This is a genomic window from Streptomyces sp. NPDC002206, from assembly GCF_053593595.1.
On record NZ_JBSFCW010000008.1, the window covers coordinates 119,936 to 143,906 of the forward strand.

A 23,971-nucleotide genomic window follows, 5' to 3' on the forward strand; every position below is an offset into this window, starting at 1 on the left:
AAAATCCGGTCGTGGCCGAACCGGCCCGATGGCGCACGGAAAAACAGCGCGGCCGGTCTGCTTCCGCCGGATTCCCGCACCCTGCCCCGCTCCAACACCCCGCCGGCCTGGGCGTATTCACGAGCGCGCGCCGCCCATGGGCGGCATCCGAACGCTTAGGCAAGGCTTCGACCGGACACGGTCGCGTGACTTGCAGGACACACTCCGGCAACGGAACCGTCTTCAACTCTTGACACCCACCCCCTTGAGGCAGCAACCTTCCGGCATCGGCGCATGGGAGCGCTCCCACATCGCACGGGAAATTCTCGTGCGGACGGCACTGCCCGTGTCTTCCCCCCTGCACCATCTGGCACTTGCACCCACCTGCGCGTACGGCGCGCAGTCAGAACGCCAGTCCCGCCCTGGAACAAGGAGTAGTGGAATGCGTATCACCCGCACCGCCGCCGGCCGGCGTCGCAGAGCCGCGCTGGTGGCCACCACGGGCCTGACGGCCACCGCCCTGTTGCTGACCGGATGCAGCGACTCGGACTCATCGGACTCCAGCGGGAGCTCCGACGCAAACGGGAAGATCACGTTGACCGTCGCCGACTTCGGGCAGTTCGGTTACAAGGAAGCGGGTCTCTTCGCCAAGTACCACGAGCTCCACCCGAACATCACGGTCAAGGAGGACGTCACCGCCGACGAGAAGGTCTACTACCCCAAGCTGCTCCAGCAGCTGAACTCGGGCAGCGGGCTGGCGGACGTCCAGGGCCTCGAGGTCGGCCGGATCAAGGAGCTCGTCGACACCAAGGCGGACCAGTTCGCCGACCTCAGCAAGGTGATCAACGTCGGCGACTGGGTGTCCTGGAAGGAGAAGCAGGCCACCACGCCCGACGGAAAGGTGATCGGCGCCGGTACCGACATCGGACCGATGTCGCTCTGCTACAACACCGACCTCTTCAAGAAGGCCGGTCTGCCGACCGACCGCGACGAGGTCGCCGCGAAGGTCGCCGGGGGCTGGGAGGACTACCTCAAGCTCGGTGAGGAGTACAAGAAGAACGCCCCCAAGGGCACTTTCTTCATGGACTCCGCCAGCGCGATGTTCAACGCCGTCGTCAGCTCGAACGCGCAGCAGTACTACGACGAGAGCGGCAAGGCGATCTACAAGGACAGCCCCAGCGTGAAGCAGGGCTGGAACCTGGCGGCCGAGGCGGCGGACAAGAAGCTGACGCAGGGCCTCGCCCAGTTCAACGACCCGTGGAAGGCCGCCCTGCGCAAGGGGACCATCGCCACCGTGGCCTGCCCCGCCTGGATGGCCGGTCAGATCTCGATCAACGCCGGCGACGCCAACAAGGGCAAGTGGAACATCACCACCGCGCCCGGCGCGACGGCTGCCAACTGGGGCGGCTCGTTCCTCGGCGTGCCCAAGTCGGGCAAGAACGTCGACGAGGCCACCAAGCTCGTCAAGTGGCTGACCGCCCCCGAGCAGCAGGCCGCCGTCTTCAAGGCGATCGGCAGCTTCCCGTCCAACACGGGCGCGTACGAACTGCCCGACGTGAAGAACGCCAAGCTCCCGTACTTCAACGACGCGCCGATCGGCCAGATCTACGCCGACGAGGCCAAGTCCATCCCCGAGACCGTTCTCGGCCCGAAGGACGGCGTCATCAAGGACACCATCTCCACCCAGATCAACAACATGGAGCAGCGCGGCACCAGCCCCGACGACGCGTGGAAGGCAGCGACCGACGCGATCGACAAGGCGATCGGCTGACGGTCGCAGCAGCGGGCGGCCCCCGGGCCGCCCGCACCTGCGTGTCCCCACCCCGTAGGGCACCGGGACCGTGCACAGCCCGTCTCCCGATGGGCGTGCACGGGGCGGCCGGGTATCTCCCCGGCCGCCCCGTGCACGCCCACCGCACGCGCCTTCGGCCCATCCAGCCCCGTACCCGGGTAACCAGCAATCCAGGGAAGGACTCCCGCCCGTGGCCACCTCGACTCCCACCCGGGATGCATACGCCCCGCCACCCCGCGGTTCCCAGCAGACACCGGCGAACGCCCGCCGACAGACGTGGCGGAGCCGGCTCTGGCGGTTCGACGACAAGGCATCGCCGTACGCCTACATAGCCCCGTTCTTCCTCATCTTCGGTGCTTTCGGGCTCTATCCGCTGGTCTACACCGGCTGGATCGCCCTGCACCGGGTGGAGATGACCGGACTGAACCAGCTGGAATGGGTCGGCTGGGGCAACTTCGACACGATCCTGCACGACTCGGAGTTCTGGACGGCCGTCAGCAACACCTTCCTGATCGGCGTCATGTCGACGGTCCCGCAGCTGCTCGTCGCACTGGGCCTGGCCCATCTGCTGAACTACAAGCTCCGCGCCAGCACCTTCTGGCGGACGGTCGTCCTCACCCCGTACGCCACCTCGGTGGCCTCCGCGGCCCTCGTCTTCGCTCTGGTCTTCCGGGCCGACGGCGGGCTGCTGAACTGGGCGCTGCACTTCGTCGGCCTCGGTGACACCAACTGGGTCAACGGGCACTGGACGTCCAAGATCGCCATCTCGGTCATCGTGATCTGGCGCTGGACCGGCTACAACACGCTGATCTACCTGGCCGCGATGCAGGCGGTACCGACCGATCTGTACGAGGCGGCCTCGCTCGACGGAGCCTCGCGCTGGCAGCAGTTCCGTAAGGTGACCATTCCCTCGCTGCGGCCCACCATCCTCTTCACGATCGTCATCTCGACCATCGGTTCCATGCAGCTGTTCGGTGAGCCCCTGCTGCTGGAGGGCGGCACTCTCGGCGCGACCGGAGGCAACGAGAATCAGTACGAGACCCTCAGCGTCTACCTCTACAACTACGGCTGGAACCTGGGGCATCTCGGTCCGGCCGCCGCAGTGGCCTGGGCGATGCTCGCCCTCCTGCTGATCATCGCCGCGGTCAACTGGCTCATCGGCCGCTTCGTACGCAAATCCGCGGCCTGACCGGGAGCGATATCCATGACCATGACCAGCCCCACCAAAGTCCCGGAGCTCGACCTCCCGGCACGTTCCGCACACCGCCTCCCGAAGCGCCCGAGCCGCTTCAAGCCCGGCGCCGGCAAGCAGCTGCAGGGCGGTCCGTTCGCCTACATCGCGCTGGCCGTCGTCGGCATCGGCTCGCTGCTGCCGCTGTACTGGACCCTGGTGGCCGCGTCCCACACCCAGGACGAAGTACTGGCCTCCACTCCGCCGTTCCTGCCGGGCGGCCGGCTGCTGCACAACCTCGACGCCGCCTGGAGCCAGGCCCATCTGGGCAAGGCGATCGTCAACAGCGTCATCGTCTCCAGCTGCATCACGGCGGCGACGCTCTTCTTCTGCACCCTGGCCGGATACGCCTTCGCCAAGATGCGGTTCCGGGGCCGCGGCGCGCTGATGACCGGAGTCATCGCCACCCTGACCATCCCGCCGCAGCTCAGCGTCGTCCCGCTGTTCATGATGATGTCCGACATCGGCTGGGGCGGGAACCTCGAGTCGGTGATCTTCCCGACGCTGGTCAGCGCGTTCGGCGTGTTCTTCATGCGCCAGTACCTGAGCGAGGCGCTTCCGTACGAGCTGATCGAGGCCGCCAAGATCGACGGCGCGAACAACTTCCGCATCGTGCGGAGTGTGGTGCTCCCGGTGGCCCGCCCCGCGATGATGGTGCTCGGGATGCTCACCTTCGTGCAGGCGTGGAACGACTTCTTCTGGCCCTATCTCGCTCTGAACCAGCAGAACCCGACGCTTCAGGTGGCCCTCGGCCAGCTGAGCGCCTCCTACACCCCCGACCAGAGCATCGTCATGGCCGGTGCGCTGATCAGTACGCTGCCGCTGCTCGTGGTCTTCGTGATCTTCGGCAAGCAGATCGTCGGAGGGATCATGTCCGGCGCCGTCAAGGGCTGACCCGACGGCACCGGGTCGGCCGGGTGACGCTCGGTCACCCGCCGCCTCCGTCCCGGACGTCCCGTACGGCCTGCCCCCGACCACAGGCCGTGCGGGCCCGGAGCCCCACCCCGTACCTCCTCTCCCTCCCCCTGCCTCTGTTCCGTCCACACATGGGAGCGCTCCCGCATGACTGCCGTACGACCTGACATCACCCCGAAGCCGGCATCCGAGGCAACGAACTCGCCGACACTCTTCCCGACGGGCTTCGTCTGGGGGGCGGCCACGGCCGCCTACCAGGTCGAAGGCGCGGCTGCCGAGGGCGGCCGCACCCCTTCCATCTGGGACACCTTCAGTCACACCCCCGGCAAGGTTCTGGGCGGTGACACCGGCGACGTCGCCGCCGACCATTACCACCGTTACCGGGACGACGTGGCGCTGATGAAGGAGCTGGGGCTGAAGGCCTACCGCTTCTCCGTCTCCTGGTCCCGGGTGCAGCCCACCGGCCGCGGCCCCGCCGTCGAACGCGGCCTGGACTTCTACCGCAAGCTCGTCGACGAGCTCCTCGAGGCGGGCATCACCCCCGTCGCCACCCTCTATCACTGGGACCTTCCCCAGGAGCTTGAGGACGCGGGCGGCTGGCCCGAGCGGGCCACCGCCGAGCGCTTCGCCGACTACACCGCCATCATGGCCGGCGCCCTCGGCGACCGGGTCCCCGTGTGGACCACCTTCAACGAGCCGTGGTGCTCGGCCTTCCTCGGTTACGGCTCCGGCGTGCACGCCCCCGGCCGCACCGAACCGGCGGCCACCCTGCGCGCGGCACACCATCTCAACCTCGCCCACGGACGGGCGATCGAGGTACTGCGCGGCCGACTCCCCGCTGGAGCGCAGACCTCGGTCACCCTCAATCTGCACCAGGTCCGCCCGCTGACCGACAGCGCCGCCGACGTGGACGCCGCCCGTCGGATCGACGCCGTCGGCAACCGGATCTTCACCGGCCCGATGCTGCGCGGTGCGTACCCCGAGGACCTGATCGCCGACACCTCCCACGTGGTGGACTGGTCGAAGCTGGTCCACGACGGCGACCTGGCAGCCATCTCCCGCCCCGTCGACGTGCTGGGGGTGAACTACTACACGCCCACGATCGTCTCCATGCCGGAAGCGGGCAGGGGTGACTCCCGCGACGACGGCCACGGCAACAGCGACCACTCCCCGTGGACCGGCTCCGAGCAGGTCGCCTTCCACCTCTCGGAGGGCAAGAAGCGCACCGCGATGAACTGGGCGATCGACCCCGACGGGCTGTACGCGCTGCTCATGGACGTCACCCACGACCACCCGGGCCTGCCCCTGATGGTCACGGAGAACGGTGCGGCCTTCGACGACCAGGTCTCGCCCGACGGCCGGGTCGACGACCCGGAGCGGATCGAGTACCTGCGCGGCCACCTCGACGCCGTCCAGCAGGCCGTCGCCGACGGCGCGGATGTCCGCGGCTACTTCCTGTGGTCGCTGATGGACAACTTCGAGTGGGGGTACGGATACTCCAAGCGCTTCGGCGCGGTCTACGTCGACTACGCATCCCAGCGCCGCATCCCCAAGGCGAGCGCCCACTGGTACGCCGATGTGATCCGCCGTCATGCCCTTCCGCCGGTTCCCGAACTCCCCTGACTCCTCCGACTTTCCCAGGCAAGCGCACGCGACAGACGACGGAGACCCGGCCCGCGCCGGGTCTTCGCCGTTTCCGCAGCTCCCGATGGACCGGCCGGCTCCCGGATGCGCATCCGCAGACCCGTACCCCCTGGTCACCTGCACCCGGCGCCGCCATCCCGTAGGGTGGGAGCGCTCCCATAGTTGGGGCCCGGCAGGCCTCCCGAGGTCGGACAGGTGTCACGGGGTCCAACAGGTGGACTTGGCTTGGTTATCCGACTATGAGAAGTTGACCGCGAACGGGAGGCAGCCATGGCGGCAGCGCGAGTACGGAGCGGCGGGCGGCCCACGCTCGAAGAGGTCGCGGCACGGGCCGGAGTCGGGCGTGGCACGGCCTCACGGGTCATCAACGGCTCGCCACGGGTCAGCGAGCACACCCGTGAGGCGGTCGAAGCTGCCGTCGCCGAGCTGGGATACGTACCCAACCGCGCGGCCCGCGCACTCGCCGGGAACCGCACGGACGCCATCGCCCTCGTCGTGCCCGAGCCCGAGACCCGGTTCTTCGCCGAGCCGTACTTCTCGGACATCGTCCGCGGGGTCGGCGCGGCCCTCGCCGACACCGAGATGCAGCTGCTTCTCACCCTCGTCGGCAGCGACCGCGAGCGGAAGCGGCTGGCCCAGTATCTGACCGCGCACCGCGTCGACGGCGTGCTGCTGGTCTCCGTGCACGCCGACGACCCGCTGCCGGACCTGCTGGAACAGCTCGGCATGCCGGCCGTGATGAGCGGCCGCAGATCCGCCTGCGAGACGCTCGCCGCGGTCGACTCCGACAACTTCGAGGGTGCCCGCGGCGCCGTCGACCATCTGATCTCCCGCGGTCGCCGCTCCATCGCCACGATCACCGGGCGCCTCGATGTGTACGGCGCGCAGCGCCGCCTCGACGGCTACCGCAAGGCGGTCGCGGCGGCCGGTCTCGGCCCGGACGAGCAGCTGATCGCCCCTGCCGACTTCACCGAGGAGGGCGGCGCCCGTGCCATGCGGGAGCTGCTGGCCCGCCGCCCCGATGTGGACGCGGTCTTCGCCGCCTCCGACGTGATGGCCGCGGGCGCCCGTCAGGTACTCCGCGAGGCGGGCCGGCGCATCCCGGACGATGTGGCGCTGATCGGCTTCGACGACTCGGCCGTGGCCCGTCACATGGACCCGGCGCTCACCAGCGTGCGCCAGCCGATCGAGGAGATGGGCCGGGTGATGACGCGGGTGCTGCTCCAGGAGATCGCGGGCGAGAACGAGGAGCGACCGCAGATCGTGCTCCCGACGGAACTCGTCGTCCGCGATTCGTCCTGACGGCCGCCCCGGGCCAGGGGCAGGAGTGACGACCGTCACACAAGGGCCTGGTGAGGGAGACTCAGTCGCACGGATACACGAGAAGGGCCCCGGTCCGAAGACCGGGGCCCTTCCCTTCAGGGTGAGTAACGGGACTCGAACCCGCGACATCCTGGACCACAACCAGGTGCTCTACCATCTGAGCTATACCCACCATGTCCGGTCTTTTTCTGACCGGCCGAGAAAAAGTGTACAGGGTCCGAGAGGGTGCTCGCGCCCTTGTTGTTCAGCCGCTGATCCCAGACCTTGAAGCGCCCGTGACCAGCGGCTTCCCGTGGTCCTAAGCCGACTGCTGCGTCAGGCGTGTCGCAATGGCCTTCGCCTGCTCGGAGTCGGGCCCGGGCTGCGGTACGAAGACCGCTTCCCGGTAGTACCGCAGCTCCGTGATGGAGTCACGGATGTCCGCGAGCGCCCGGTGGTTGCCATTCTTCTCCGGGCTGTTGAAGTACGCCTTCGGGTACCAGCGGCGGGCCAGCTCCTTGATCGAGGACACATCGACGATCCGGTAGTGGAGGTAGCCCTCCAGGGCCGCCATATCGCGGGCCAGGAAGCCACGGTCGGTACCGACCGAGTTTCCGCAGAGCGGGGCCTTGCCCGGCTCCTTCACGTGCTCGCGCACATAGGCCAGCACCTGGGCCTCGGCGTCGGCCAGGGTGGTGCCGCCGGCCAGCTCGTCGAGGAGGCCCGAGGCGGTGTGCATCTGCCGCACCACCTCGGGCATCGTCTCCAGGGTCCTGTCCGGCGGGCGGATCACGATGTCCACCCCGTCGCCGAGCACGTTCAACTCCGAGTCGGTGACCAGTGCGGCCACCTCGATGAGTGCGTCTTCCGTCAACGAGAGCCCGGTCATCTCGCAGTCGATCCACACCATGCGATCGTTCATACGCCCCACCCTACGGGGCGCTGCGCTGCCCCGGCAGGGTCGGGCGTCCTGTGGCGTACGCATCGGACCCCGGCCTCCCGTGATCCGGCTGACCCGTACCGACCGCCGTGGAGGCCCCGGGGCCCGACGGGGCCCCCGTCGGGCCGGCCCTCCGGCTCGCGGACGCGCCCTGTGCGGGCACGACCGTCTCGATCGCGGTCGCCACCGGGTCCAGCGCCCCGGCCTGCGGACGACGGGCCCGGTAGGCGGCCCGGTACGCGGCGGGGGAGGAGCCCAGCTGGCGCCGGAAATGTCCGCGCAGCGCAACCGGCGAGCGGAAGCCGCAGCGGCCCGCGACCTCGTCCACCGAGTACTCGGACGTCTCCAGCAGCCGCTGAGCCTGCAGCACCCGCTGGGTGATCAGCCACTGGAGCGGTGCGCTGCCGGTGAGTGAACGGAACCTCCGGTCGAAGGTCCGCCTGCTCATATAGGCACGCCCGGCCAGCGTCTCCACGTCGAACTGCTCGTGCAGATGCTCCAGCGCCCAGGCCACGACCTCGGCGAGCGGGTCGGAGCCGATCTCTTCAGGTAAAGACCTGTCGAGGTAGCGCTCCTGACCGCCACTGCGCCGCGGCGGCACCACGAGCCGGCGGGCCAGCGCCCCGGCGGCCTCCGTGCCGTGGTCCGTGCGGACGATGTGCAGACAGAGGTCGATGCCGGCCGCCGTGCCGGCGGAGGTGAGCACATCGCCGTCGTCGACGAACAGCTCACGCGGATCGACATGGACCGACGGATAGCGCTTGGCCAGCGTCGGTGCGTACATCCAGTGCGTGGTCGCCGGGCGGCCGTCCAGCAGGCCCGCGGCGGCGAGCACGAACGCCCCGGTGCACAGCCCGACGATGCGGGCCCCTTCCTCGTGGGCGCGGCGCAGCGCGTCCAGCGCCTCGGCGGGCGGCGGAGAGGTGATCGAACGCCAGGCGGGCACCACGACGGTGCCTGCCCTGCTGATCGCCTCCAGCCCGTAGGGCGTGGTGAGTTCGAGTCCCCCCGTGGTCCGCAGCGGTCCCTCTTCCCCGCCGCAGACGAGCAGTCGGTAGCGCGGAACTCCCGCGTCCTGGCGGTCGATTCCGAACACGGAGAGCGGGATGGAGCTCTCGAAGATGGGGCCGCCGCTGAAGAGCAGCACGGCGACGACTTCCCGACGTCGTCGTCCGCCGAGCTTCCGTACAGCCTCCGTTGCGGCGGCGGAGTCCTGGCTCATGACGCTAAGCCCCCCCTCGGTGTTCGCGTCTCCCTGGTCCTTACGGGCCTGTCGCTCCTGCACATTTCCCCTCGGTCTTGCGCGAGTCCCCGGTCTTCGGCACTCAAGATCGAATCTACTGCGTCCCGCGGTGCCGGCGTGACAAGTTGACCAACCAGCACTATGTCGACAAGGCAACTTGGCGAGAAGCATTCGATCACGAAGCGTTTCACTCAGAAGCCGTGCAGGGAAGTGCGCCTCGCATTCGTGGCCCGTCCCCGTCGGGTGGAAGCGTACCGCCTGGTCTCTTCTTGCCTGGTGGCAAGGGGGTTGATCGGCCAAATCCGCAAGGAATGGGCAGGGGTGAGAAGTTGGCTGAAAATATATGGTTGCGCAAGTCTGAATCCGTCGTTTGACCGGCGCACGACCCCGAGGCTGCGACTGCGCCCGTACGCGCCCGCGGCCGGGCGGGCGGGGCGAGGATGCGGCAGGCCGCGCGTGGGACGGCAGGACCCGGACGGATGGCGGTATCCGGTCGGTGGGTGTATCGGCGGACGGGGTGGCGGATGTGCCGAACGCCACGCGGGCGAGGGGGTGCCGGTGAACAGCTGAACACCGCCGCGGCGCCGCTTCCCGGCATCGCTCCGCCGCGGTGCTCCCGGGTGCTGTTCTTCGGTGCGGAGCGCGCGGTGCCGTGATTCCGCGGCGCCGGCGTGTGACCGGCGGCACCTGCCCGCCCGCTGGTCACCGAGTGCGGTCTGCTGCTCACGCAAGCTCGATGTACTAGGCAACCGGCATTGCCATACGGTGCCGCCTCGGGCATGCTCCCTGGAACGTCGCACGCGCTTTGCGGGGGTCTGGGCAGTGGAGGAGTGGCGCCGTACCCTTGGGGGTAAGGGGTTGGGAAGATGATTCCCGGACACCGCATCACCGCCCGCTGATACACCTTCCCCAAGCCGCTCACTCCTCACGAGGACTCTCTTCGCCGAGACACCGATGGCCGGTCACGAAATCCCCGAACCCGCGGACCGCAAGCAGGTAGCCGACCCTCTGTCGGACCAGCAGGCGGTCGAAGAAGCACGCCATTCCTGCGATCCCGCCTTCCGGCATGGGGTCGTGGTCGGCTTCGACGGCTCGACGTCCAGTGAGCGAGCCCTCGCCTATGCCATCGGGATGGCCCGGAGATCAGGTTCCGGTCTGATCATCGTCCATGTCGCCAACCGCCTGCCGACCACGGTCTGGGCAGGCTGTGAGCCGCCCGTCTTCGTCGACGTGCCCGATCACCGCACCGAGGTCCTCGGGCTGGAGCTCGCCTGTGCGGACTACCTCTCCGAGGTGCCGTGGGTGCTTGTCGAGCGGGGCGGCGACATCTGCCACGAGCTGGAGGACGTGGGCCGGGAGTACTCGGCCGACGCGATCGTCGTCGGTTCCACGCACGGCATCGTCGGCCGGATCTTCGGTTCGGTGGCGGGGCGGCTGGCGAGGCGCGCGCAGCGCCCGGTCGTGGTCATTCCCTAGCGCGGACTGCTGGCGGACCCTCGGCGATCCCCCCGCCACTCCCTCGTTCTCCGACGTGGCGTCAACTCGCTGTCGGAAACAGGCAATCTACTCACCCGTAGAGGTGGATTGTGTGCTTGTGAAGGGTACATAAGGGTCACTGGAAACAGCACCACTGCCTTGAAGGGAGCCCGCCGTGGACAATGACGTCTCTGCGGGGAACAGCAGCACCTCCACCCTCGGCCATCTCGCCCTGGGTCTCACCCTGTTGGCGTTCGGCATCGGTCACACCGGGGTCATCGACGGTGTGACGGCAGCCGACGCCGTCTCGCTCGCGCTGTATGTCGGCGGTATAGCCCTGTTCGTCGCCGGACTGCTGGAGTTCCGCGCCGGCAGCGGTTTCACCGGCACGGCGTTCGTCGGACTCGGCGCCTTCTGGTTCACCTGGGGCACCGGTGCCGATGCCCAAGTCTCCAGTCACGCGGCGGGGATGTTCCTGCTGCTCTGGGCACTGTTCGCACTGAGCCTGGCCCTCGGGTCGGCCGGCGGCGGTCGGCTCGCCCAGGGGACGTACGGACTGCTCTTCCTGGGGCTTCTGCTCCTGGGCGTCGGGCAGTTCGCCGACAGTGACGGGCTCGGCAAGGTCGGCGGCTGGCTCGCCGCGGTGGCCGGTCTCGCCGCCTGGTACGGGGCGACGGCGGCGCTGGCCAAGTGGCCGACGGCGCTCCCGAAGCGCGCTGCCGGCCGAGGTGTGACGGCCACCGGCTGAGGCAGCCATCGGCCGGTGCGACCCGGCCGACGCGAGAGAGCGACCCCGCACCCGTGGTGGCGTGGTGCGGGGCCGCTCCCTGTCCGGCGTACTGCCGCGCGTGCTACTCGACCGTGACGGACTTCGCGAGGTTCCGCGGCTTGTCGATGTCGCGGCCCATGGCCAGCGCCGTGTGGTACGCGAAGAGCTGGAGCGGGATGCCCATCAGGATCGGGTCCAGCTCGTTCTCGTTCTTCGGTACGACGATGGTGTGGTCCGCCTTCTCCTGCACCTGGTGGGCGACCGCGAGGATCCGGCCGCTGCGGGCCTTGATCTCCTCCATCGCGGCGCGGTTCTTCTCCAGCAGCTCGTCGTCCGGCACGATCGCGACCGTCGGCATCGCGGGCTCGATCAGGGCCAGCGGGCCGTGCTTCAGCTCGGACGCCGGGTAGGCCTCGGCGTGGATGTACGAGACCTCCTTGAGCTTCAGCGAGGCCTCACGGGCGACGGGGTAGCCGCGCACCCGGCCGATGAACATCATCGACTTGGCGTCCGCGTACTCCGCGGCCAGTTTCTTGATCTCGTCCTCGTTCTCGAGGATCTCGGTGATCTGGGCGGGCAGCCTGCGCAGACCCTCGATGATCCGCTTGCCGTCGGCGACCGACAGGTCGCGGATCCGGCCGAGGTGCAGGGCGAGCAGCGCGAACGCGACCACCGTATTGGTGAAGCACTTGGTGGAGACGACGCAGACCTCGGGGCCCGCGTGGACGTACGTACCGCCATCGGCCTCCCGGGCGATCGCCGAGCCGACCACGTTGACCACGCCGAGGACGCGGGCGCCCTTGCGCTTGAGCTCCTGGACGGCGGCCAGTACGTCGTAGGTCTCGCCGGACTGGGAGACCGCGACGTACAGGGTGTCGGGGTCGACGACCGGGTTGCGGTAGCGGAACTCGGAGGCGGGTTCGGCGTCCGCGGGGATACGGGCCAGCTCCTCGATCAGCTGGGCGCCGATCTGGCCCGCGTGGTACGAGGTGCCGCAGCCCAGGATCTTGATCCGGCGGACCCCGCGCGCCTCGCGGGCGTCCAGGTTGAGACCACCCAGGTGGACAGTGGAGAACCGGTCGTCGATCCGGCCGCGCAGCACCCGGTCGACGGCGTCGGCCTGCTCGGAGATCTCCTTGTGCATGTACGTGTCGTGGCCGCCCATGTCGTACGACTCGGCCTCCCACTCCACGGTGGTCGGCGTGGCCGTCGTGCTGGAGCCCTCGGTGGTGTACGTACGGAAGTCGTCGGCCTTGAGGGTGGCCATCTCGCCGTCGTCGAGGGTGACGACCTGGCGGGTGTGGGTGACCAGCGCGGCGACGTCGGAGGCGACGAACATCTCCTTCTCGCCGATGCCGAGGACGACCGGGGAGCCGTTGCGGGCGACGACGATACGGTCGTTGAAGTCGGCGTGCATGACGGCGATGCCGTACGTGCCCTCGATCGAGCGCAGGGCCTCGCGGACCTTCTCCTCCAGGGTGTCCGCCTGCGCGCGGGCGACCAGGTGGACCAGCACCTCGGTGTCGGTCTCGGAGAGGAAGACGACGCCGTCGGCGACGAGCTTCGCACGGAGCTCGGAGGCGTTGTCGATGATGCCGTTGTGGACGACGGCGACCTTGTGGTCGGCGTCCAGGTGCGGGTGCGCGTTCTCGTCGCTCGGGGCGCCGTGGGTGGCCCAGCGGGTGTGGGCGATACCGGTGGTGCCGGTGAACCGCTTGGGGATACGGGCCTCCAGCTCGCGGACCCGGCCCTTCGCCTTGACCATCTTCAGCGCGGCGGGCTTCCCGGCCGACGCCTTGCCTGTGATGACGATGCCCGCGGAGTCGTAACCCCGGTACTCCAGCCGCTGCAGACCTTCCAGCAGCAGCGGAGCCACGTCACGCTTCCCGATGTATCCGACGATTCCGCACATATGGTCTCTGCCCCTCCATCGACGTACTTGTGAGTGCCCGTTGTTCAGCCGTAGACGATGCGGCGCAGCTGACGGAGCGACAGCTCCGGCGGCGCGACCGCCCGGTGCGGCAGCTCGGCCGCGATCCGTTCGAAGATCTCCGCGTTCACCAGGCCGCCGGACTGCAGTTCCCGGTGGCGGCGGCGCACGAAGTCGTCGGTCGTCTCGTCGAAGTACGCCAGCACGTCGAGGATCACCCGGGCTGCTTCCCCGCGCTGAAGCGTGGTGGAGCGCACCAGGTGATCGATGAGGTCGTCATGCGACGGGCGGCGTTCGAGCACTCGTTGATATTGCGGTGAATGAAGGCCGTACGCAACAATTCTGCCCGATTTCGGGCAGGCGTGAGTGCGATTGCACTCCCCGGGGCGCCCGGGGCGGCGTAGAAGGAGCCCGAAATCGCTCCACGTGATCGAGGAGTAGCTCGGAGTTGCTACAGAATCCGCGCCCCGTCCCGACCGGATGATTTCCGCTGCACGTCAGATTCCGTCGCCCGCAATAGGGGGAAGTGGTCTACACCTTGACCGCGCGTGGGCCGCACGATACGCATGGTGATGGTTCGTTTCTCAGGAGATCCACAGGTGTGAACCCGTCGAAAGGGACCCGACTTGTGAGACTGCACAGGACACAGCGCACCGCCCTTCCCCGTCTTCTCGGCTCGCTGCTGCTCGTCACAGCGGCCGGTATCTCCAGTGCCGGCGCGGCTCCGGGAGCGGCGGCGGCGAGCATCGGCCCGGCCACCTCCGCCGCGCCCCGTCCGCTCGGGCAGATCGTGCCCGCCCCCGCCGAAGTGAGGGCGGGCGGATCCCCGTACGTCATCACCACGGGAACGAAGATCCGCGTCGACCGCGGCTCCAGCGAGGCCCGAAAGATCGGCGACTATCTGGCGGGTGTGCTGCGCCCCTCCACCGGGTACGCCCTGCCGGTCACCGGCAGCGGCGGCAGCGACGGCATCCGGCTGCGGCTCGGTTCCCACGACAGCAAGCTGGGCGCGGAGGGCTACACGCTGAAGTCCGGCCGCGGATCAGTCACCATCACCGCGCGCGGCCCGGCAGGGCTCTTCCACGGTGTTCAGACGCTGCGTCAGCTGCTCCCGGCCGATGTGGAGGAGAAAAGCCGTCAGGCGGGCCCTTGGAAGGTTGCGGGCGGCACGGTCACGGACGCGCCGCGCTATGCGTACCGCGGCGCGATGCTCGATGTCTCCCGGCACTTCTTCTCCGTCACCGAGGTCAAGCGCTACATCGACCAGCTTGCCCTCTACAAGATGAACAAGTTCCATCTGCATCTCTCCGACGACCAGGGCTGGCGCATCGCCATAGATTCCTGGCCGCGGCTCGCCATGTACGGCGGGCAGACGGAGGTCGGCGGCGGAGCCGGCGGCTACTACACGAAGAGCGACTACAGGGAGATCATCCGGTACGCGGCCTCGCGCTACATGGAGGTCGTGCCGGAGATCGATCTGCCGGGCCACACGAACGCGGCACTCGCCTCGTACGCCGAGCTGAACTGCAACGGCGTCGCGCCGCCGCTCTACACCGGCACGAACGTCGGTTTCAGCTCGCTGTGCGTACCGAAGGCCATCACATACGACTTCGTGAACGACGTGGTCCGTGAGCTGGCCGCGCTCACCCCGGGCAGGTACCTCCACATCGGCGGCGACGAGGCGCACTCCACCAGCCACGACGACTATGTGGCGTTCATGAACAAGGCGCAGGCCATCGTCGGCAAGTACGGCAAGACCGTGGTCGGCTGGCACCAGCTGACCGGGGCCACGCCGGTCGCGGGGGCGGTCGCCCAGTACTGGGGGTACGACGAGACGGGCGCCACCGAGCGCAAGCAGGTGGCGGACGCCGCGAAGAACGGCACGAAGCTGGTGCTGTCCCCGGCGGACCGGGTCTACCTCGACATGAAGTACAACAAGGACACCGCGCTGGGGCTGGCCTGGGCCGGCTATGTCGAGGTGCAGCGTTCGTACGACTGGAACCCCGGCACGTATCTCGAGGGTGCCCCGGAGAGCTCCATCCTCGGTGTCGAGGCGCCGCTCTGGTCGGAGACGCTGACCAACAGCGACGAGATCGAGCAGATGGCGTTCCCGCGGCTGCCGGGCGTCGCGGAGCTGGGCTGGTCGCCGGCGTCCACGCATGACTGGGACGCGTACAAGGTGCGGCTGGCCGCCCAGGGGCCGAGGTTCTCGGCGCTGGGGATCGACTACTACCGGTCGGCGCAGGTGCCGTGGCCCGCGAAGTGAGGTGACCGGGCGGTCCGGCTGACGCCTCTGTCCTCGATCACCGGACGGGCTCGATTCATCGGACCCGTCCGGCGATCGGGACAACGATCTAGAACCCCGCGATCGGGTTCCTCAGGGTGCCGATCAGTTGCAGTGCTCCCGACGGGTCCGTGAGGTCGACCATCTGCTTGTTGTTGCGCAGCTGCAGCCGGTTCAGGCAGGACAGCGCGAACTCGTCGGTGAACATGTCGTACTGCTTGAACTTGTCGGCGAGCTGCGGCACCGACTCCTGGTAGCCGGACACGCACTCGGCGACCGTCCGCCAGAAGGTTTCCTCGTCGAGGACCGACTCGGTGGCGAGTCCGGCGGCCAGGAAGCGGAAGAAGCAGTCGAAGACGTCGGTGAGGACCGACAGCAGTTTCATGTCGTCGGGGACCTCGGCGCGGATCCGCTCGACCTGCGGCGGCAGCACCGCGTCCGGGTCCATGACCGCTATCTCCTCGGCGATGTCCTTGAACACCGTGCGGGTGACGACCCCGTCCTCGACGACCAGGATGACGTTCTCGCCGTGCGGCATGTACACCAGGTCGTACGCGTAGAAGCTGTGCAGCACCGGCACCAGATAGGCGTCCAGATAGCGCCGCAGCCACGCGGCCGGCGCCAGTCCCGATGCGGCGATCAGCGCACCCGCGACGGAGTTGCCCTCGTGGTCGGTGTGGACGAGCGAGGCCATGGTCGCGACCCGTTCACCGGCCGCCAGACCGGGCACCGGGCTCTCCCGCCAGAGCGCGGCGAGCATTTTCAGGTACGGGGAGCCCTTGGCGGTGGCCGCCTCGTACGCCCGGTGGTGGTAGCCGATGGCAGCCCGCTCCCGGATGATCGAGAACCGGGCCGCGCGCAGCACCTCGTCGCGCTCTATCAGCCCGGCGAGCCAGTCGTTGATCGCAGGCGTCGCTTCCATGTACGCGGCGGAGAGCCCGCGCATGAAGCCCATGTTGAGGACGGACAGCGCCGTCTTGACGTAGTGCTTGTCCGGGTTGCTGGTGTTGAAGAACGTGCGGATCGACTGCTGGGCGAGGTAGCTGTCGTCGCCCTCCCCGAGGCAGACCAGATGGTGCTGGGCGAGTTCTCCGGCGAAGGTGACGGCCAGCTTGTTCCACCACTGCCAGGGGTGGACGGGGATCAGCAGGTAGTCGTCGAGGTCGAGACCGAGGCCGGTCATCGTGGCCGCGAACCGGGCCCGGGTCTCCTCGCTCAGTTCTCCGGTGATCAGCGTGGGGTAGTCGAGCCCGGCGCCCGCTGTGAAGGTGGCGCGGTCGCGGCGGGCGGCGAGCCAGACCAGCCGGATCTCGCTCGCCGCCTCGGGGGCGTACGCGCGGTATTCGTCGACACCGAAGCCGAGCCGTCCGTTGTTGGCGACGAAGCAGGGGTGGCCCTCGGTCATGCCCGTCTCGATCGCCTGGAAACCGGCGGCGACGAGCTCGGCGGAGGTCACCGGCTCCTTGGTCAGTTTGTACGCGGTTCCGGCCAGCGTGGAGGAGATCTCCTCCAGGTAGACCGGCAGGATCTCCGCCGAGAGGCCGAGCGTCTCGCGCAGTTCGATGAAGAACTCCAGTGCGTCCAGGGGGAGTTCCTGGCCGTGCCGGTGGCGGGTGACGGAGGCCGCGTCGACCTGCCAGTGGTCGAGCGCGAAGAGCCGGGCAGCGAAGCAGTACTCGGTCGCCGTGTCGTCGCTGCGTACGGCGTAGCGGTCGCCCCCGAGCGGTTCAGGGGCCAGCAGCCGCTCATGGGCGAACTCGGCGAGGGCTTTGCGGATGAGCTGCCGGTTGGCGGTGGCCCAGTGTGCGGGGGTGAGGTGTGCGACGACGTCGGTGGTCCTGGTCATCGGGCGGCTCCTTCGCGTCGTGCGGCCTCGAACTGCTCCCGGGTGCAGGCGCTGAGCAGGGCGGTCTTCTCCGGCTTGGCGATCTCCCGGAGAACCTCGAAGCCGACGGCCTTGTTGAGTGCGTGCACCGCGTTGTTGCGTACGTCCGGCTCGACGACGACACGGCGTACCGACGGGTCGGCGAAGAGTCTCTCCATCACTGCGGTGATCACGGCGCGCGTGAAACCGTGCAGCGGGGTGTCGGACGGGGCGACCAGGAAGTGCATCCCGATGTCTCCGGGCTCGGCCTCGTACAGACCTTTGAGCTCCACCTCCGCGGGGTCGTACCGCTCCATCAGGAAGGCGGGCTCCCCGTCGTGCAGTCCTATGAACGCGTCGTGGTGCGGGTGGGCGGCGATCGCCATGTACTCCCGCTCGACGTCCTCGAGCCTGGCGCCGCCCATCAGCCAGAAGGAGGCCTTGGGGTGGGTGACCCAGCCGTGCACCATCTCGGCGTCGGCGAGAGGGTCGAGGGCGCGGACCGTGAAGGTGCCGAGGTCGGTGGTCATACGGCGAACTCCTGGAAGGCGATGGACTTCTCGACCGGGTAGTACTCACGGCCGAGCAGTTCGCCGATGATGTACGCGTTGCGGTAGGCACCCATGCCCAGGTCGGGCGAGGTGATCGAGTGGGTGTGCGTGCCTGCGTTCTGCAGGAAGACGCCGCGCCCGGTGGTGTCGATGGAGTAGTTGCGGGCCACGTCGAAGCGGCCCCGGCTGTCGTGGCGCAGCCGGTCGGTGATCGGCTCCAGGAAGACCGGCGGGGTGTAGCGGTAGCCGGTGGCGAGGATCAGGCCCTCGGTGGTGAGGGTGTAGTCCTTGCCCTGCTCCTCCTGGCGCAGACCGAGGGTGTACGTACCGCTGGACTCCTGGTGACTCGCGCTGTTCAGGGCGGAGTTGGTCAGGAGCCGGGTGGGGACGGGGCCGGACAGGTTCTTCTGGTAGAGCAGATCGAAGATCGCGTCGATCAGCTCCGAGTCGATGCCCTTGAAGAGGCCCTTCTGGCCGGACTCCAGCCCGTAGCGGGTCTGCTCGGGCAGCGCGTGGAAGTAGTCGATGTACTCCGGGGAGGTCATCTCCAGCGTCAGCTTGGTGTACTCCAGCGGGAAGAACCGGGGTGAGCGCGTCACCCAGTTCAGCCGGTAGCCGTACACATCGATCTCGGAGAGCAGGTCGTGGTAGATCTCCGCCGCGCTCTGCCCGCTGCCGACGAGGGTGATGGACTTCTTCGCCTGGAGGGCGGCTTTCCCGTTCAGATAGCGGGAGTTGTGCAGGAAGTCGCCACCCAGGTCCTGGCAGGCCTCCGGAATGTACGCGGGGGTCCCCGTGCCGAGCACCAGATGCCGGGCGCGGAAGACGCCGTCGTCGGCGGTGGCCACGGTGTAGAGGGCGGTGTTCTCGTCGTACGTGACGGACTCGACGGTCTCGTTGAAGCGGACGCTGCTCAGTTTGGCGGCGGCCCACCGGCAGTAGTCGTTGTACTCGGTCCGCAGCGGGTAGAAGTTCTCCCGGATGTAGAAGGAGTACAGGCGGCCGCGTTCCTTCAGATAGTTGAGGAAGGAGTACGACGAGGTGGGGTCGGCCATCGTCACCAGGTCCGACAGGAACGGCGTCTGGAGATGGGCGCCTTCGAGGAACATCCCGGCGTGCCACTCGAAGTCCGGCTTGGACTCCAGGAACACACCGCTGAGCTCGTCGATGGGCTCGGTCAGGCAGGCGAGGCCGAGATTGAACGGGCCGAGGCCGATCCCGATGAAGTCGTGGAGGTCAGGAAGCGCGGTCAAGGGAGTCTCCCGGGTACTGCTCGGCATGGCCGGCGATCAGGTCGAGGACCGCGGCGATGTCCCGTGCGGTCGTTTCGGGGTTGAGCAGGGTGAATTTCAGGTACTGGCGGCCGCCCACCTTCGTCCCGGCGACGACGGCCTCGCCGGAGGCGAAGAGCGCCTTGCGGGCGTAGAGGTTGGCCCGGTCGATCTCGGCGGGTGCGGTGACGGCGGCCGGGATGCAGCGGAACACCAGCGTGGACAGCTGCGGCTCGACGACGACATCGAAGCGCGGGTCGGCGGTGAGCAGCCGCCAGCCCTCGGCGGCCAGGTCGCAGACCTCGTCGAAGAGCTCACCGATGCCGTCCGCGCCCATGACGCGCAGGGTCATCCACAGCTTGAGGGCGTCGAATCTGCGGGTGGTCTGCAGGGACTTGTCGACCTGGTTGGGGATGCGCTCCGCGGCCATCCGCTGCGGGTTGAGGTACTCCGCGTGGTACGTGGCGTGCCGCAGCGTCACCCGGTCCCGGACCAGCACGGCCGAGGAACTCACCGGCTGAAAGAAGGACTTGTGGTAGTCCACGGTGACCGAGTCGGCGTGCTCGATGCCGTCGAGGAGGTGACGGCGCTCGCGCGACGCGAGCAGTCCGCAGCCGTACGCGGCGTCGACATGCATCCAGGTGGAGAACTGCTCGCAGAGCGCGGCGATCTCGGGCAGCGGGTCGATGGAGCCGAAGTCCGTGGTGCCCGCGGTGGCGACGACCGCCATCGGGACGGCTCCCTCGGCGACGCACTGCTCGAGCGCGCGGGCGAGGGCCATGGTCTGCATGCGCTTGGTCCGGTCGACGGGGACGGAGACGACGGAGTCCGGTCCGAGGCCGAGGAGTTTCGCCGACTTCTGGACGCTGAAGTGGCTGCACTCGGAGGTGAAGATGCGCAGCCGGTTGAAGTGCTCCGGGCGGGACTTGGCCTCTTCGCGGGCGAGCAGCAGGGCCTGCAGGTTGGACTGCGTGCCGCCGCTGGTGAAGATGCCGTCGGCGGCCGGTCCGAGGCCGATCCTGGCCGCGGTCCAGTCGATCAGCCGGCGCTCGATGAGGGTTCCGCCCGCGCTCTGGTCCCAGGTGTCCAGCGAGGAGTTGACGGCCGAGAGCACGGCTTCGCCGAGGACGGCGGGGATCACCACGGGGCAGTTGAGATGCCCCAGGTAGCGGGGGTGGTGGAAGTAGACGGCGTCACGGAGATAGACGCGGTCGAGCTCGTCGAGGGCGGCGGACGCATCGCCCAGCGGCCGGTCCAGATCGATCGCGTCGACGACCGGGGAGAGCTCGTCGACGGAGATCCCGGTGAACGGCCGGTCGGTGGTGGCGAGTTTGGCTGCGACCCGTTCGACGCCTGCGGTGACGGAGCGACGGTAGTGCTCCGCGGTTGTGTCATTGAGCAGGTGCGAACGCATGAAGGGGTCCTCCCGGATGCGGGGAACTTCATCGGGCCCTCAGGACAGAAGAGGGGGCGAGGGCGCGATGTCGAAGTTAGGTGAGCCTAACCTAACTTCACGTCGCGTTGTTCCCTCGCCCCCCGTGGGACGCAGAAGTTGTCCGAATCACATGCCCTTACGCGTCCTCGGTGGCCGCTTCCGCACGCAGCTGCTCCTCGCTCAGTCCGCGGCGCCAGTAACCGACGAAGGTGATGCGCCTGCGGTCGAATTGACGCTCCTGCACGAGATGGCGGCGCAGTGCCCGTACGTTCGACGACTCGCCCGCGATCCAGACGTACCCGGTCCCCTCGGGCAGTTCCGCGGCGCGCACGGCGTCCACGGCGGACGGTGCGCCCTCGTCCCGGACGAGCCAGCTGATCCGCGCGCGGGCCGCGGTGTTGAGGGCCTGGCGGTCCTCGGTGTGCTGGACCTCCAGCCAGACCCGGGCCCGCATGCCGGCCGGCAGCCATTCCAGGGCCGCGGACGCGGCGGGCAGCGCCGTCTCGTCGGCCCAGATCAGCACCCAGTCGGTGTCCTGAGGGGGCCGGAAGCGGACGGCCGTGTTGTCCTCGACGGCCGGTCCGAGCGCCTTGAGGAAATCGCCGGGGGCGGCGCCGGCCGCCCAGCGACAGGCCGGACCGCCGTCCTCGTGCAGCGCGAAGTCGATATCGATTTCGGTCGAACCGTCGGGGCCGCGGCGCTGCGCGCGGACCGTGTACGAGCGCATGACGGCCCGGACATCCTCGGGCAGGGCCCGCCAGGCGGCGAACCAGTCGCCGTTCTCATCGACCGGAACGATTGGTTCCGGCTGGCCGGGGTGCGGTAGGAACAGCGACAGGCTCTGATCCCGGCCCCCGGCGGCGAAGCCGTCGAGTCCCGGCCCGCCGAAGGTGATCCGGAGCATGGACGGCCCCAGCCGCCTGGTCCGGACGACCGTCAGGCCGAAAAACCGGAAGGGGGCGATGGGGGGAGCGGCGGCGGTCGTCATACGAGGGCTCCTTCCAGGAACCGGGAAGCGTGGGTGACGCGGCCCGGCCCGGCCGGGATCTTCCCGGCCGGGCCGGGCCGGTACTGGGTTGCTGCGATGAGCGGTTCCGGAATGGCTCCGGAGCGCTTCCGGTGCGTCAGCCGGCCTTCTTGGCGTCCTCGATGGCCTTCGCGAGGTCCTCAAGGATCGGCGCGCACTTGTCGTACGAGTAGATCGGCTCGGTGGTACGCGGGATGACCTGGCCGACCTTCACCGCGGGCAGCTGGGCCCAGGTCGGCTTGGACGTCAGGGCGTCGGGCTGCAGGGCCGAGGAGCGGTTGTCCATCATGATGATGTCGGCGTCGTACTTGTCGACGTTCTCCCAGCTCAGTTCCTCGAAGAAGCCCGCAGCGTTGACCTTCGGCTCGACGAACTTCACGCCCAGTTCCTGGAAGTACAGGGTGTCCGCGGACATCTTGGCGAGCGAGACGTAGAAGAGGTCCTGGCCGGCCGAGCCGATCATGACCTTGATGTTCGGCTTGGACTTGGCGGCGGCGCGCAGCCGGGCCGCGGCCTTCTCGAAGCGGGCCTTGGCGGCGGTGACCTTGGCGGCCTTGACGTCGGCGCCCAGGGACGCGGCGAGGTCCTCGTGGCGCTGGATCGCCTTGGGGACGGTGGTCTGGGCTGCCCACAGGGCGACGCTCGGGGCCAGCTTGAGGATCTTGTCCTTGGACTCGTCCGGCACGTACCAGAGGGCGTCCTTCTCCCACATGGCGGTGACGAGCAGCTCCGGGCCGAGCGCCGCGTACTTCTCGACGTTGAATTCGCCCCAGACGTTGCCGAGGATCTCGACCTTGCTGATGTCGAGGTCGCCGGCCTGCACATCGGCCTTGCCGTCCTTGGTCTTCGTCGGGCCGAAGACGCCCTTGACCTCGATGCCGTAGTCGTGGAGTGCGGCGGCGACACCGGTGAAGGCGACGATGTTCTTCGGGGTCGACTTGGCCTTCGCGGTCAGACCGCGGTCGTCCTTGAACGTCCACGGGCCGGACTTCTCGGAGCTCGAACCCGAGCCGGAGCCGGAGCCTTTCGAGTCGCTGTCGCCGCAGGCTGCGAGCACGGCGCCGAGGCCGACGGCGCCGCCGGCGGCCAGGAGGCCGCGACGGGAGAGGGAGGTGGTCCGGACCTTGGGCATGGGTGTGTCTGCTTTCGTACGCGCCGGTGGGCGCCCGCTGACGAGTTCGAAGGTAGGTTAGCCTAACCTCATTAACTGTCCAGAGGGCGCCCTGCCCATGGGCCGCCGGCCCGGCTACCGGACGAGAACTCCGCCACCCACGTCCTGGGCCCGCCGAGCCGCCGCGGTGATGTTGGCCGGCCGCTCGGCCACATAGCCTTCGCGGTAGCCGCAGTGCGCGTCGAGTGCCGCCGCGTGCGGGCGCAGCAGCGCGCACTCGGCGAGGAACTCCTCGATGTCCTCCGGCTCGACGTACAGGTCGCAGGACGCGAGTTCGGGCAGGAACCGGGCCCCGAGCGCGCGGACCCGCTCCGACCCCCACAGATCGGTCCGGCAGCTCTCGAACCCGGCCATGTCGCTGCCGTCCGGGGGATCGTCGAGGAGGTGCGGCCTGCCGCTCCTGCCCCGCACGAAGGTGTGCACCAGGAGCGTCATCCGCCGAAGTCCTTCCGGCACGCGTCGAGTCCCTCGATCCGCACGTCGAGGGTCCGGTGCTCCTCCCAGCGGTCGCGGTCGATCCGCAGCCGCTGCAGGGTCACGGGAGCGCCCCGCAGTGCGGCAACCTCGAGCCCGTCCGGCAGATAGCCGAGCCGGCGCGAGACGCCCAGCGAACGCGGGTTGTCGGTCATCGCCGACGAGATCGCGGTCCGGGCGCCGAGACCGGCGAAGGCCAGATGCAGCACGGCGGCCCGCATCTCGGTGCCTATACCCTGCCCCTGGTGCGCCAGCCCCAGCCACGAGCCGGTGCTGACCTCACCGGTCACCGCGAAGTCGGCCGCCCCCAGGTCCTGCCGGCCGACCACCTTGCCCTCGTGCAGCACGGCAAGGCTCAGCACCCAGCTCCGCACCGACCAGTTGGCGACGGTGCCCAGCACGTGCTGGTACACGGCCCGGCCGCGCTCGGCGGGCGGGCCGTCGGTCCAGGGGACGGTGAACGGCATGCTGTCCGGCGCATGCACCCCGTCGGCGGCGACCGTCGAGAGGTCGTCGAGCAACTCCAGGTCCGGAAGCCGAAGTTCCAGGCGGGGTGTGCGGATGCGGAGCCCGTAGAGGGGCCAGTACCGGGGGTCCATGAACAGACTCTGACGGGGCGGCCCCGGCCCTGTCGAACGAATTGCCCGCCGGCAGGAATCCGGCAGCCGCCCTT

At 68.9% G+C, this 23,971-nt stretch carries 20 protein-coding genes and 1 tRNA gene; 8 read left to right on the top strand and 13 right to left on the bottom strand.

Annotated elements, in window-relative coordinates; translation table 11 throughout:
* The first annotated feature begins 421 nt into the window (after positions 1-421).
* The 5 genes from ACWCP8_RS17635 (at position 422) to ACWCP8_RS17655 (ending at position 6,863) form a co-directional block, all read left to right on the top strand.
* On the top strand, positions 422-1,750 hold the full coding sequence (locus ACWCP8_RS17635) for an ABC transporter substrate-binding protein (protein ID WP_352262424.1): 1,329 nt from the start codon (positions 422-424) through the stop codon (positions 1,748-1,750).
* A gap of 211 nt (positions 1,751-1,961) precedes the next feature.
* Positions 1,962-2,960, top strand: a complete 999-nt coding sequence (locus tag ACWCP8_RS17640; RefSeq protein WP_352262423.1) for a carbohydrate ABC transporter permease — start codon at positions 1,962-1,964, stop codon at positions 2,958-2,960.
* Positions 2,961-2,975: 15 nt separating this feature from the next.
* Complete coding sequence (locus ACWCP8_RS17645) at positions 2,976-3,896, top strand: carbohydrate ABC transporter permease (protein ID WP_352262422.1); 921 nt, start codon at positions 2,976-2,978, stop codon at positions 3,894-3,896.
* 168 nt (positions 3,897-4,064) lie between these two features.
* A complete protein-coding gene (locus tag ACWCP8_RS17650) occupies positions 4,065-5,540 on the top strand; it encodes a GH1 family beta-glucosidase (RefSeq protein ID WP_451116769.1) in 1,476 nt (491 codons plus the stop codon).
* Positions 5,541-5,831: 291 nt separating this feature from the next.
* Complete coding sequence (locus ACWCP8_RS17655) at positions 5,832-6,863, top strand: LacI family DNA-binding transcriptional regulator (protein WP_352262419.1); 1,032 nt, start codon at positions 5,832-5,834, stop codon at positions 6,861-6,863.
* A 120-nt stretch (positions 6,864-6,983) separates the two neighbouring features.
* On the opposite strand, the gene ACWCP8_RS17660 is transcribed toward ACWCP8_RS17655, so the two are convergent.
* The 3 genes from ACWCP8_RS17660 to ACWCP8_RS17670 form a co-directional block, all read right to left on the bottom strand.
* Positions 6,984-7,056, bottom strand: a tRNA-His gene (locus ACWCP8_RS17660).
* 126 nt (positions 7,057-7,182) lie between these two features.
* A complete protein-coding gene (orn, locus tag ACWCP8_RS17665) occupies positions 7,183-7,785 on the bottom strand; it encodes an oligoribonuclease (RefSeq protein WP_267005035.1) in 603 nt (200 codons plus the stop codon).
* A 10-nt stretch (positions 7,786-7,795) separates the two neighbouring features.
* Positions 7,796-9,025 (bottom strand): helix-turn-helix domain-containing protein, encoded by a 1,230-nt coding sequence (locus tag ACWCP8_RS17670; RefSeq protein WP_451116771.1) that lies wholly within the window; start codon positions 9,023-9,025, stop codon positions 7,796-7,798.
* Between the two features lie 975 nt (positions 9,026-10,000).
* Here ACWCP8_RS17670 and ACWCP8_RS17675 point away from each other — a divergent pair.
* Together ACWCP8_RS17675 and ACWCP8_RS17680 are read left to right on the top strand one after the other, a co-directional pair.
* Positions 10,001-10,522, top strand: coding sequence for a universal stress protein (locus ACWCP8_RS17675; protein WP_327423298.1), 522 nt, complete (start codon positions 10,001-10,003; stop codon positions 10,520-10,522).
* A gap of 175 nt (positions 10,523-10,697) precedes the next feature.
* Positions 10,698-11,270 carry an acetate uptake transporter gene (locus ACWCP8_RS17680; RefSeq protein ID WP_352262415.1) on the top strand — a complete coding sequence of 191 codons (573 nt, stop codon included), beginning with the start codon at positions 10,698-10,700 and terminating at the stop codon, positions 11,268-11,270.
* A 103-nt stretch (positions 11,271-11,373) separates the two neighbouring features.
* Here the strand turns inward: ACWCP8_RS17680 and glmS are convergent, their stop codons facing one another.
* Positions 11,374-13,203, bottom strand: coding sequence for a glutamine--fructose-6-phosphate transaminase (isomerizing) (gene glmS, locus ACWCP8_RS17685; protein ID WP_326603870.1), 1,830 nt, complete (start codon positions 13,201-13,203; stop codon positions 11,374-11,376).
* Between the two features lie 44 nt (positions 13,204-13,247).
* Positions 13,248-13,523, bottom strand: coding sequence for a hypothetical protein (locus ACWCP8_RS17690; protein ID WP_277326331.1), 276 nt, complete (start codon positions 13,521-13,523; stop codon positions 13,248-13,250).
* Positions 13,524-13,849: 326 nt separating this feature from the next.
* On the opposite strand from ACWCP8_RS17690, the gene ACWCP8_RS17695 reads away from it, so the two are divergent.
* The gene (locus ACWCP8_RS17695; RefSeq protein WP_451116775.1) at positions 13,850-15,487 is read left to right on the top strand and encodes a beta-N-acetylhexosaminidase; all 1,638 of its coding nucleotides are present in this window, start codon (positions 13,850-13,852) and stop codon (positions 15,485-15,487) included.
* Positions 15,488-15,575: 88 nt separating this feature from the next.
* On the opposite strand, the gene ACWCP8_RS17700 is transcribed toward ACWCP8_RS17695, so the two are convergent.
* The 8 genes from ACWCP8_RS17700 to ACWCP8_RS17735 all read right to left on the bottom strand — a co-directional run bounded on the left by ACWCP8_RS17700 (position 15,576) and on the right by ACWCP8_RS17735 (position 23,897).
* The gene (locus ACWCP8_RS17700; RefSeq protein ID WP_451116777.1) at positions 15,576-17,351 is read right to left on the bottom strand and encodes an IucA/IucC family protein; all 1,776 of its coding nucleotides are present in this window, start codon (positions 17,349-17,351) and stop codon (positions 15,576-15,578) included.
* Positions 17,348-17,899: a GNAT family N-acetyltransferase gene (locus tag ACWCP8_RS17705; RefSeq protein WP_352262411.1), complete on the bottom strand. Its 552-nt coding sequence runs from the start codon at positions 17,897-17,899 to the stop codon at positions 17,348-17,350. The genes ACWCP8_RS17700 and ACWCP8_RS17705 overlap by 4 nt, the downstream gene beginning before the upstream one ends.
* Entirely contained in the window at positions 17,896-19,173 is a 1,278-nt protein-coding gene (locus ACWCP8_RS17710; RefSeq protein WP_451116779.1) for a lysine N(6)-hydroxylase/L-ornithine N(5)-oxygenase family protein, read from the bottom strand. The genes ACWCP8_RS17705 and ACWCP8_RS17710 overlap by 4 nt, the downstream gene beginning before the upstream one ends.
* Positions 19,157-20,605, bottom strand: coding sequence for a pyridoxal phosphate-dependent decarboxylase family protein (locus tag ACWCP8_RS17715; RefSeq protein WP_451116781.1), 1,449 nt, complete (start codon positions 20,603-20,605; stop codon positions 19,157-19,159). Before ACWCP8_RS17715 ends, ACWCP8_RS17710 begins: the two co-directional genes overlap by 17 nt.
* A gap of 157 nt (positions 20,606-20,762) precedes the next feature.
* Positions 20,763-21,614 carry a siderophore-interacting protein gene (locus ACWCP8_RS17720; protein ID WP_451116783.1) on the bottom strand — a complete coding sequence of 284 codons (852 nt, stop codon included), beginning with the start codon at positions 21,612-21,614 and terminating at the stop codon, positions 20,763-20,765.
* 136 nt (positions 21,615-21,750) lie between these two features.
* Positions 21,751-22,785, bottom strand: coding sequence for an ABC transporter substrate-binding protein (locus ACWCP8_RS17725; protein ID WP_451116785.1), 1,035 nt, complete (start codon positions 22,783-22,785; stop codon positions 21,751-21,753).
* A gap of 114 nt (positions 22,786-22,899) precedes the next feature.
* Positions 22,900-23,259: a hypothetical protein gene (locus ACWCP8_RS17730; RefSeq protein WP_451116787.1), complete on the bottom strand. Its 360-nt coding sequence runs from the start codon at positions 23,257-23,259 to the stop codon at positions 22,900-22,902.
* On the bottom strand, positions 23,256-23,897 hold the full coding sequence (locus tag ACWCP8_RS17735; RefSeq protein ID WP_352262402.1) for a GNAT family N-acetyltransferase: 642 nt from the start codon (positions 23,895-23,897) through the stop codon (positions 23,256-23,258). Before ACWCP8_RS17735 ends, ACWCP8_RS17730 begins: the two co-directional genes overlap by 4 nt.
* Positions 23,898-23,971 lie beyond the last annotated feature (74 nt).

Coding starts and splice junctions, on each gene's coding strand:
- ACWCP8_RS17635 (WP_352262424.1), top strand. CDS start 422: ATGCGTATCACCCGCACCGCCGCCGGCCGGCGTCGCAGAGCCGCGCTG.
- ACWCP8_RS17645 (WP_352262422.1), top strand. CDS start 2,976: ATGACCATGACCAGCCCCACCAAAGTCCCGGAGCTCGACCTCCCGGCA.
- ACWCP8_RS17650 (WP_451116769.1), top strand. CDS start 4,065: ATGACTGCCGTACGACCTGACATCACCCCGAAGCCGGCATCCGAGGCA.
- ACWCP8_RS17655 (WP_352262419.1), top strand. CDS start 5,832: ATGGCGGCAGCGCGAGTACGGAGCGGCGGGCGGCCCACGCTCGAAGAG.
- orn (WP_267005035.1), bottom strand. CDS start 7,785: ATGAACGATCGCATGGTGTGGATCGACTGCGAGATGACCGGGCTCTCG.
- ACWCP8_RS17670 (WP_451116771.1), bottom strand. CDS start 9,025: ATGAGCCAGGACTCCGCCGCCGCAACGGAGGCTGTACGGAAGCTCGGC.
- ACWCP8_RS17675 (WP_327423298.1), top strand. CDS start 10,001: ATGGCCGGTCACGAAATCCCCGAACCCGCGGACCGCAAGCAGGTAGCC.
- glmS (WP_326603870.1), bottom strand. CDS start 13,203: ATGTGCGGAATCGTCGGATACATCGGGAAGCGTGACGTGGCTCCGCTG.
- ACWCP8_RS17700 (WP_451116777.1), bottom strand. CDS start 17,351: ATGACCAGGACCACCGACGTCGTCGCACACCTCACCCCCGCACACTGG.
- ACWCP8_RS17705 (WP_352262411.1), bottom strand. CDS start 17,899: ATGACCACCGACCTCGGCACCTTCACGGTCCGCGCCCTCGACCCTCTC.
- ACWCP8_RS17715 (WP_451116781.1), bottom strand. CDS start 20,605: ATGCGTTCGCACCTGCTCAATGACACAACCGCGGAGCACTACCGTCGC.
- ACWCP8_RS17720 (WP_451116783.1), bottom strand. CDS start 21,614: ATGACGACCGCCGCCGCTCCCCCCATCGCCCCCTTCCGGTTTTTCGGC.
- ACWCP8_RS17725 (WP_451116785.1), bottom strand. CDS start 22,785: ATGCCCAAGGTCCGGACCACCTCCCTCTCCCGTCGCGGCCTCCTGGCC.
- ACWCP8_RS17730 (WP_451116787.1), bottom strand. CDS start 23,259: ATGACGCTCCTGGTGCACACCTTCGTGCGGGGCAGGAGCGGCAGGCCG.
- ACWCP8_RS17735 (WP_352262402.1), bottom strand. CDS start 23,897: ATGGACCCCCGGTACTGGCCCCTCTACGGGCTCCGCATCCGCACACCC.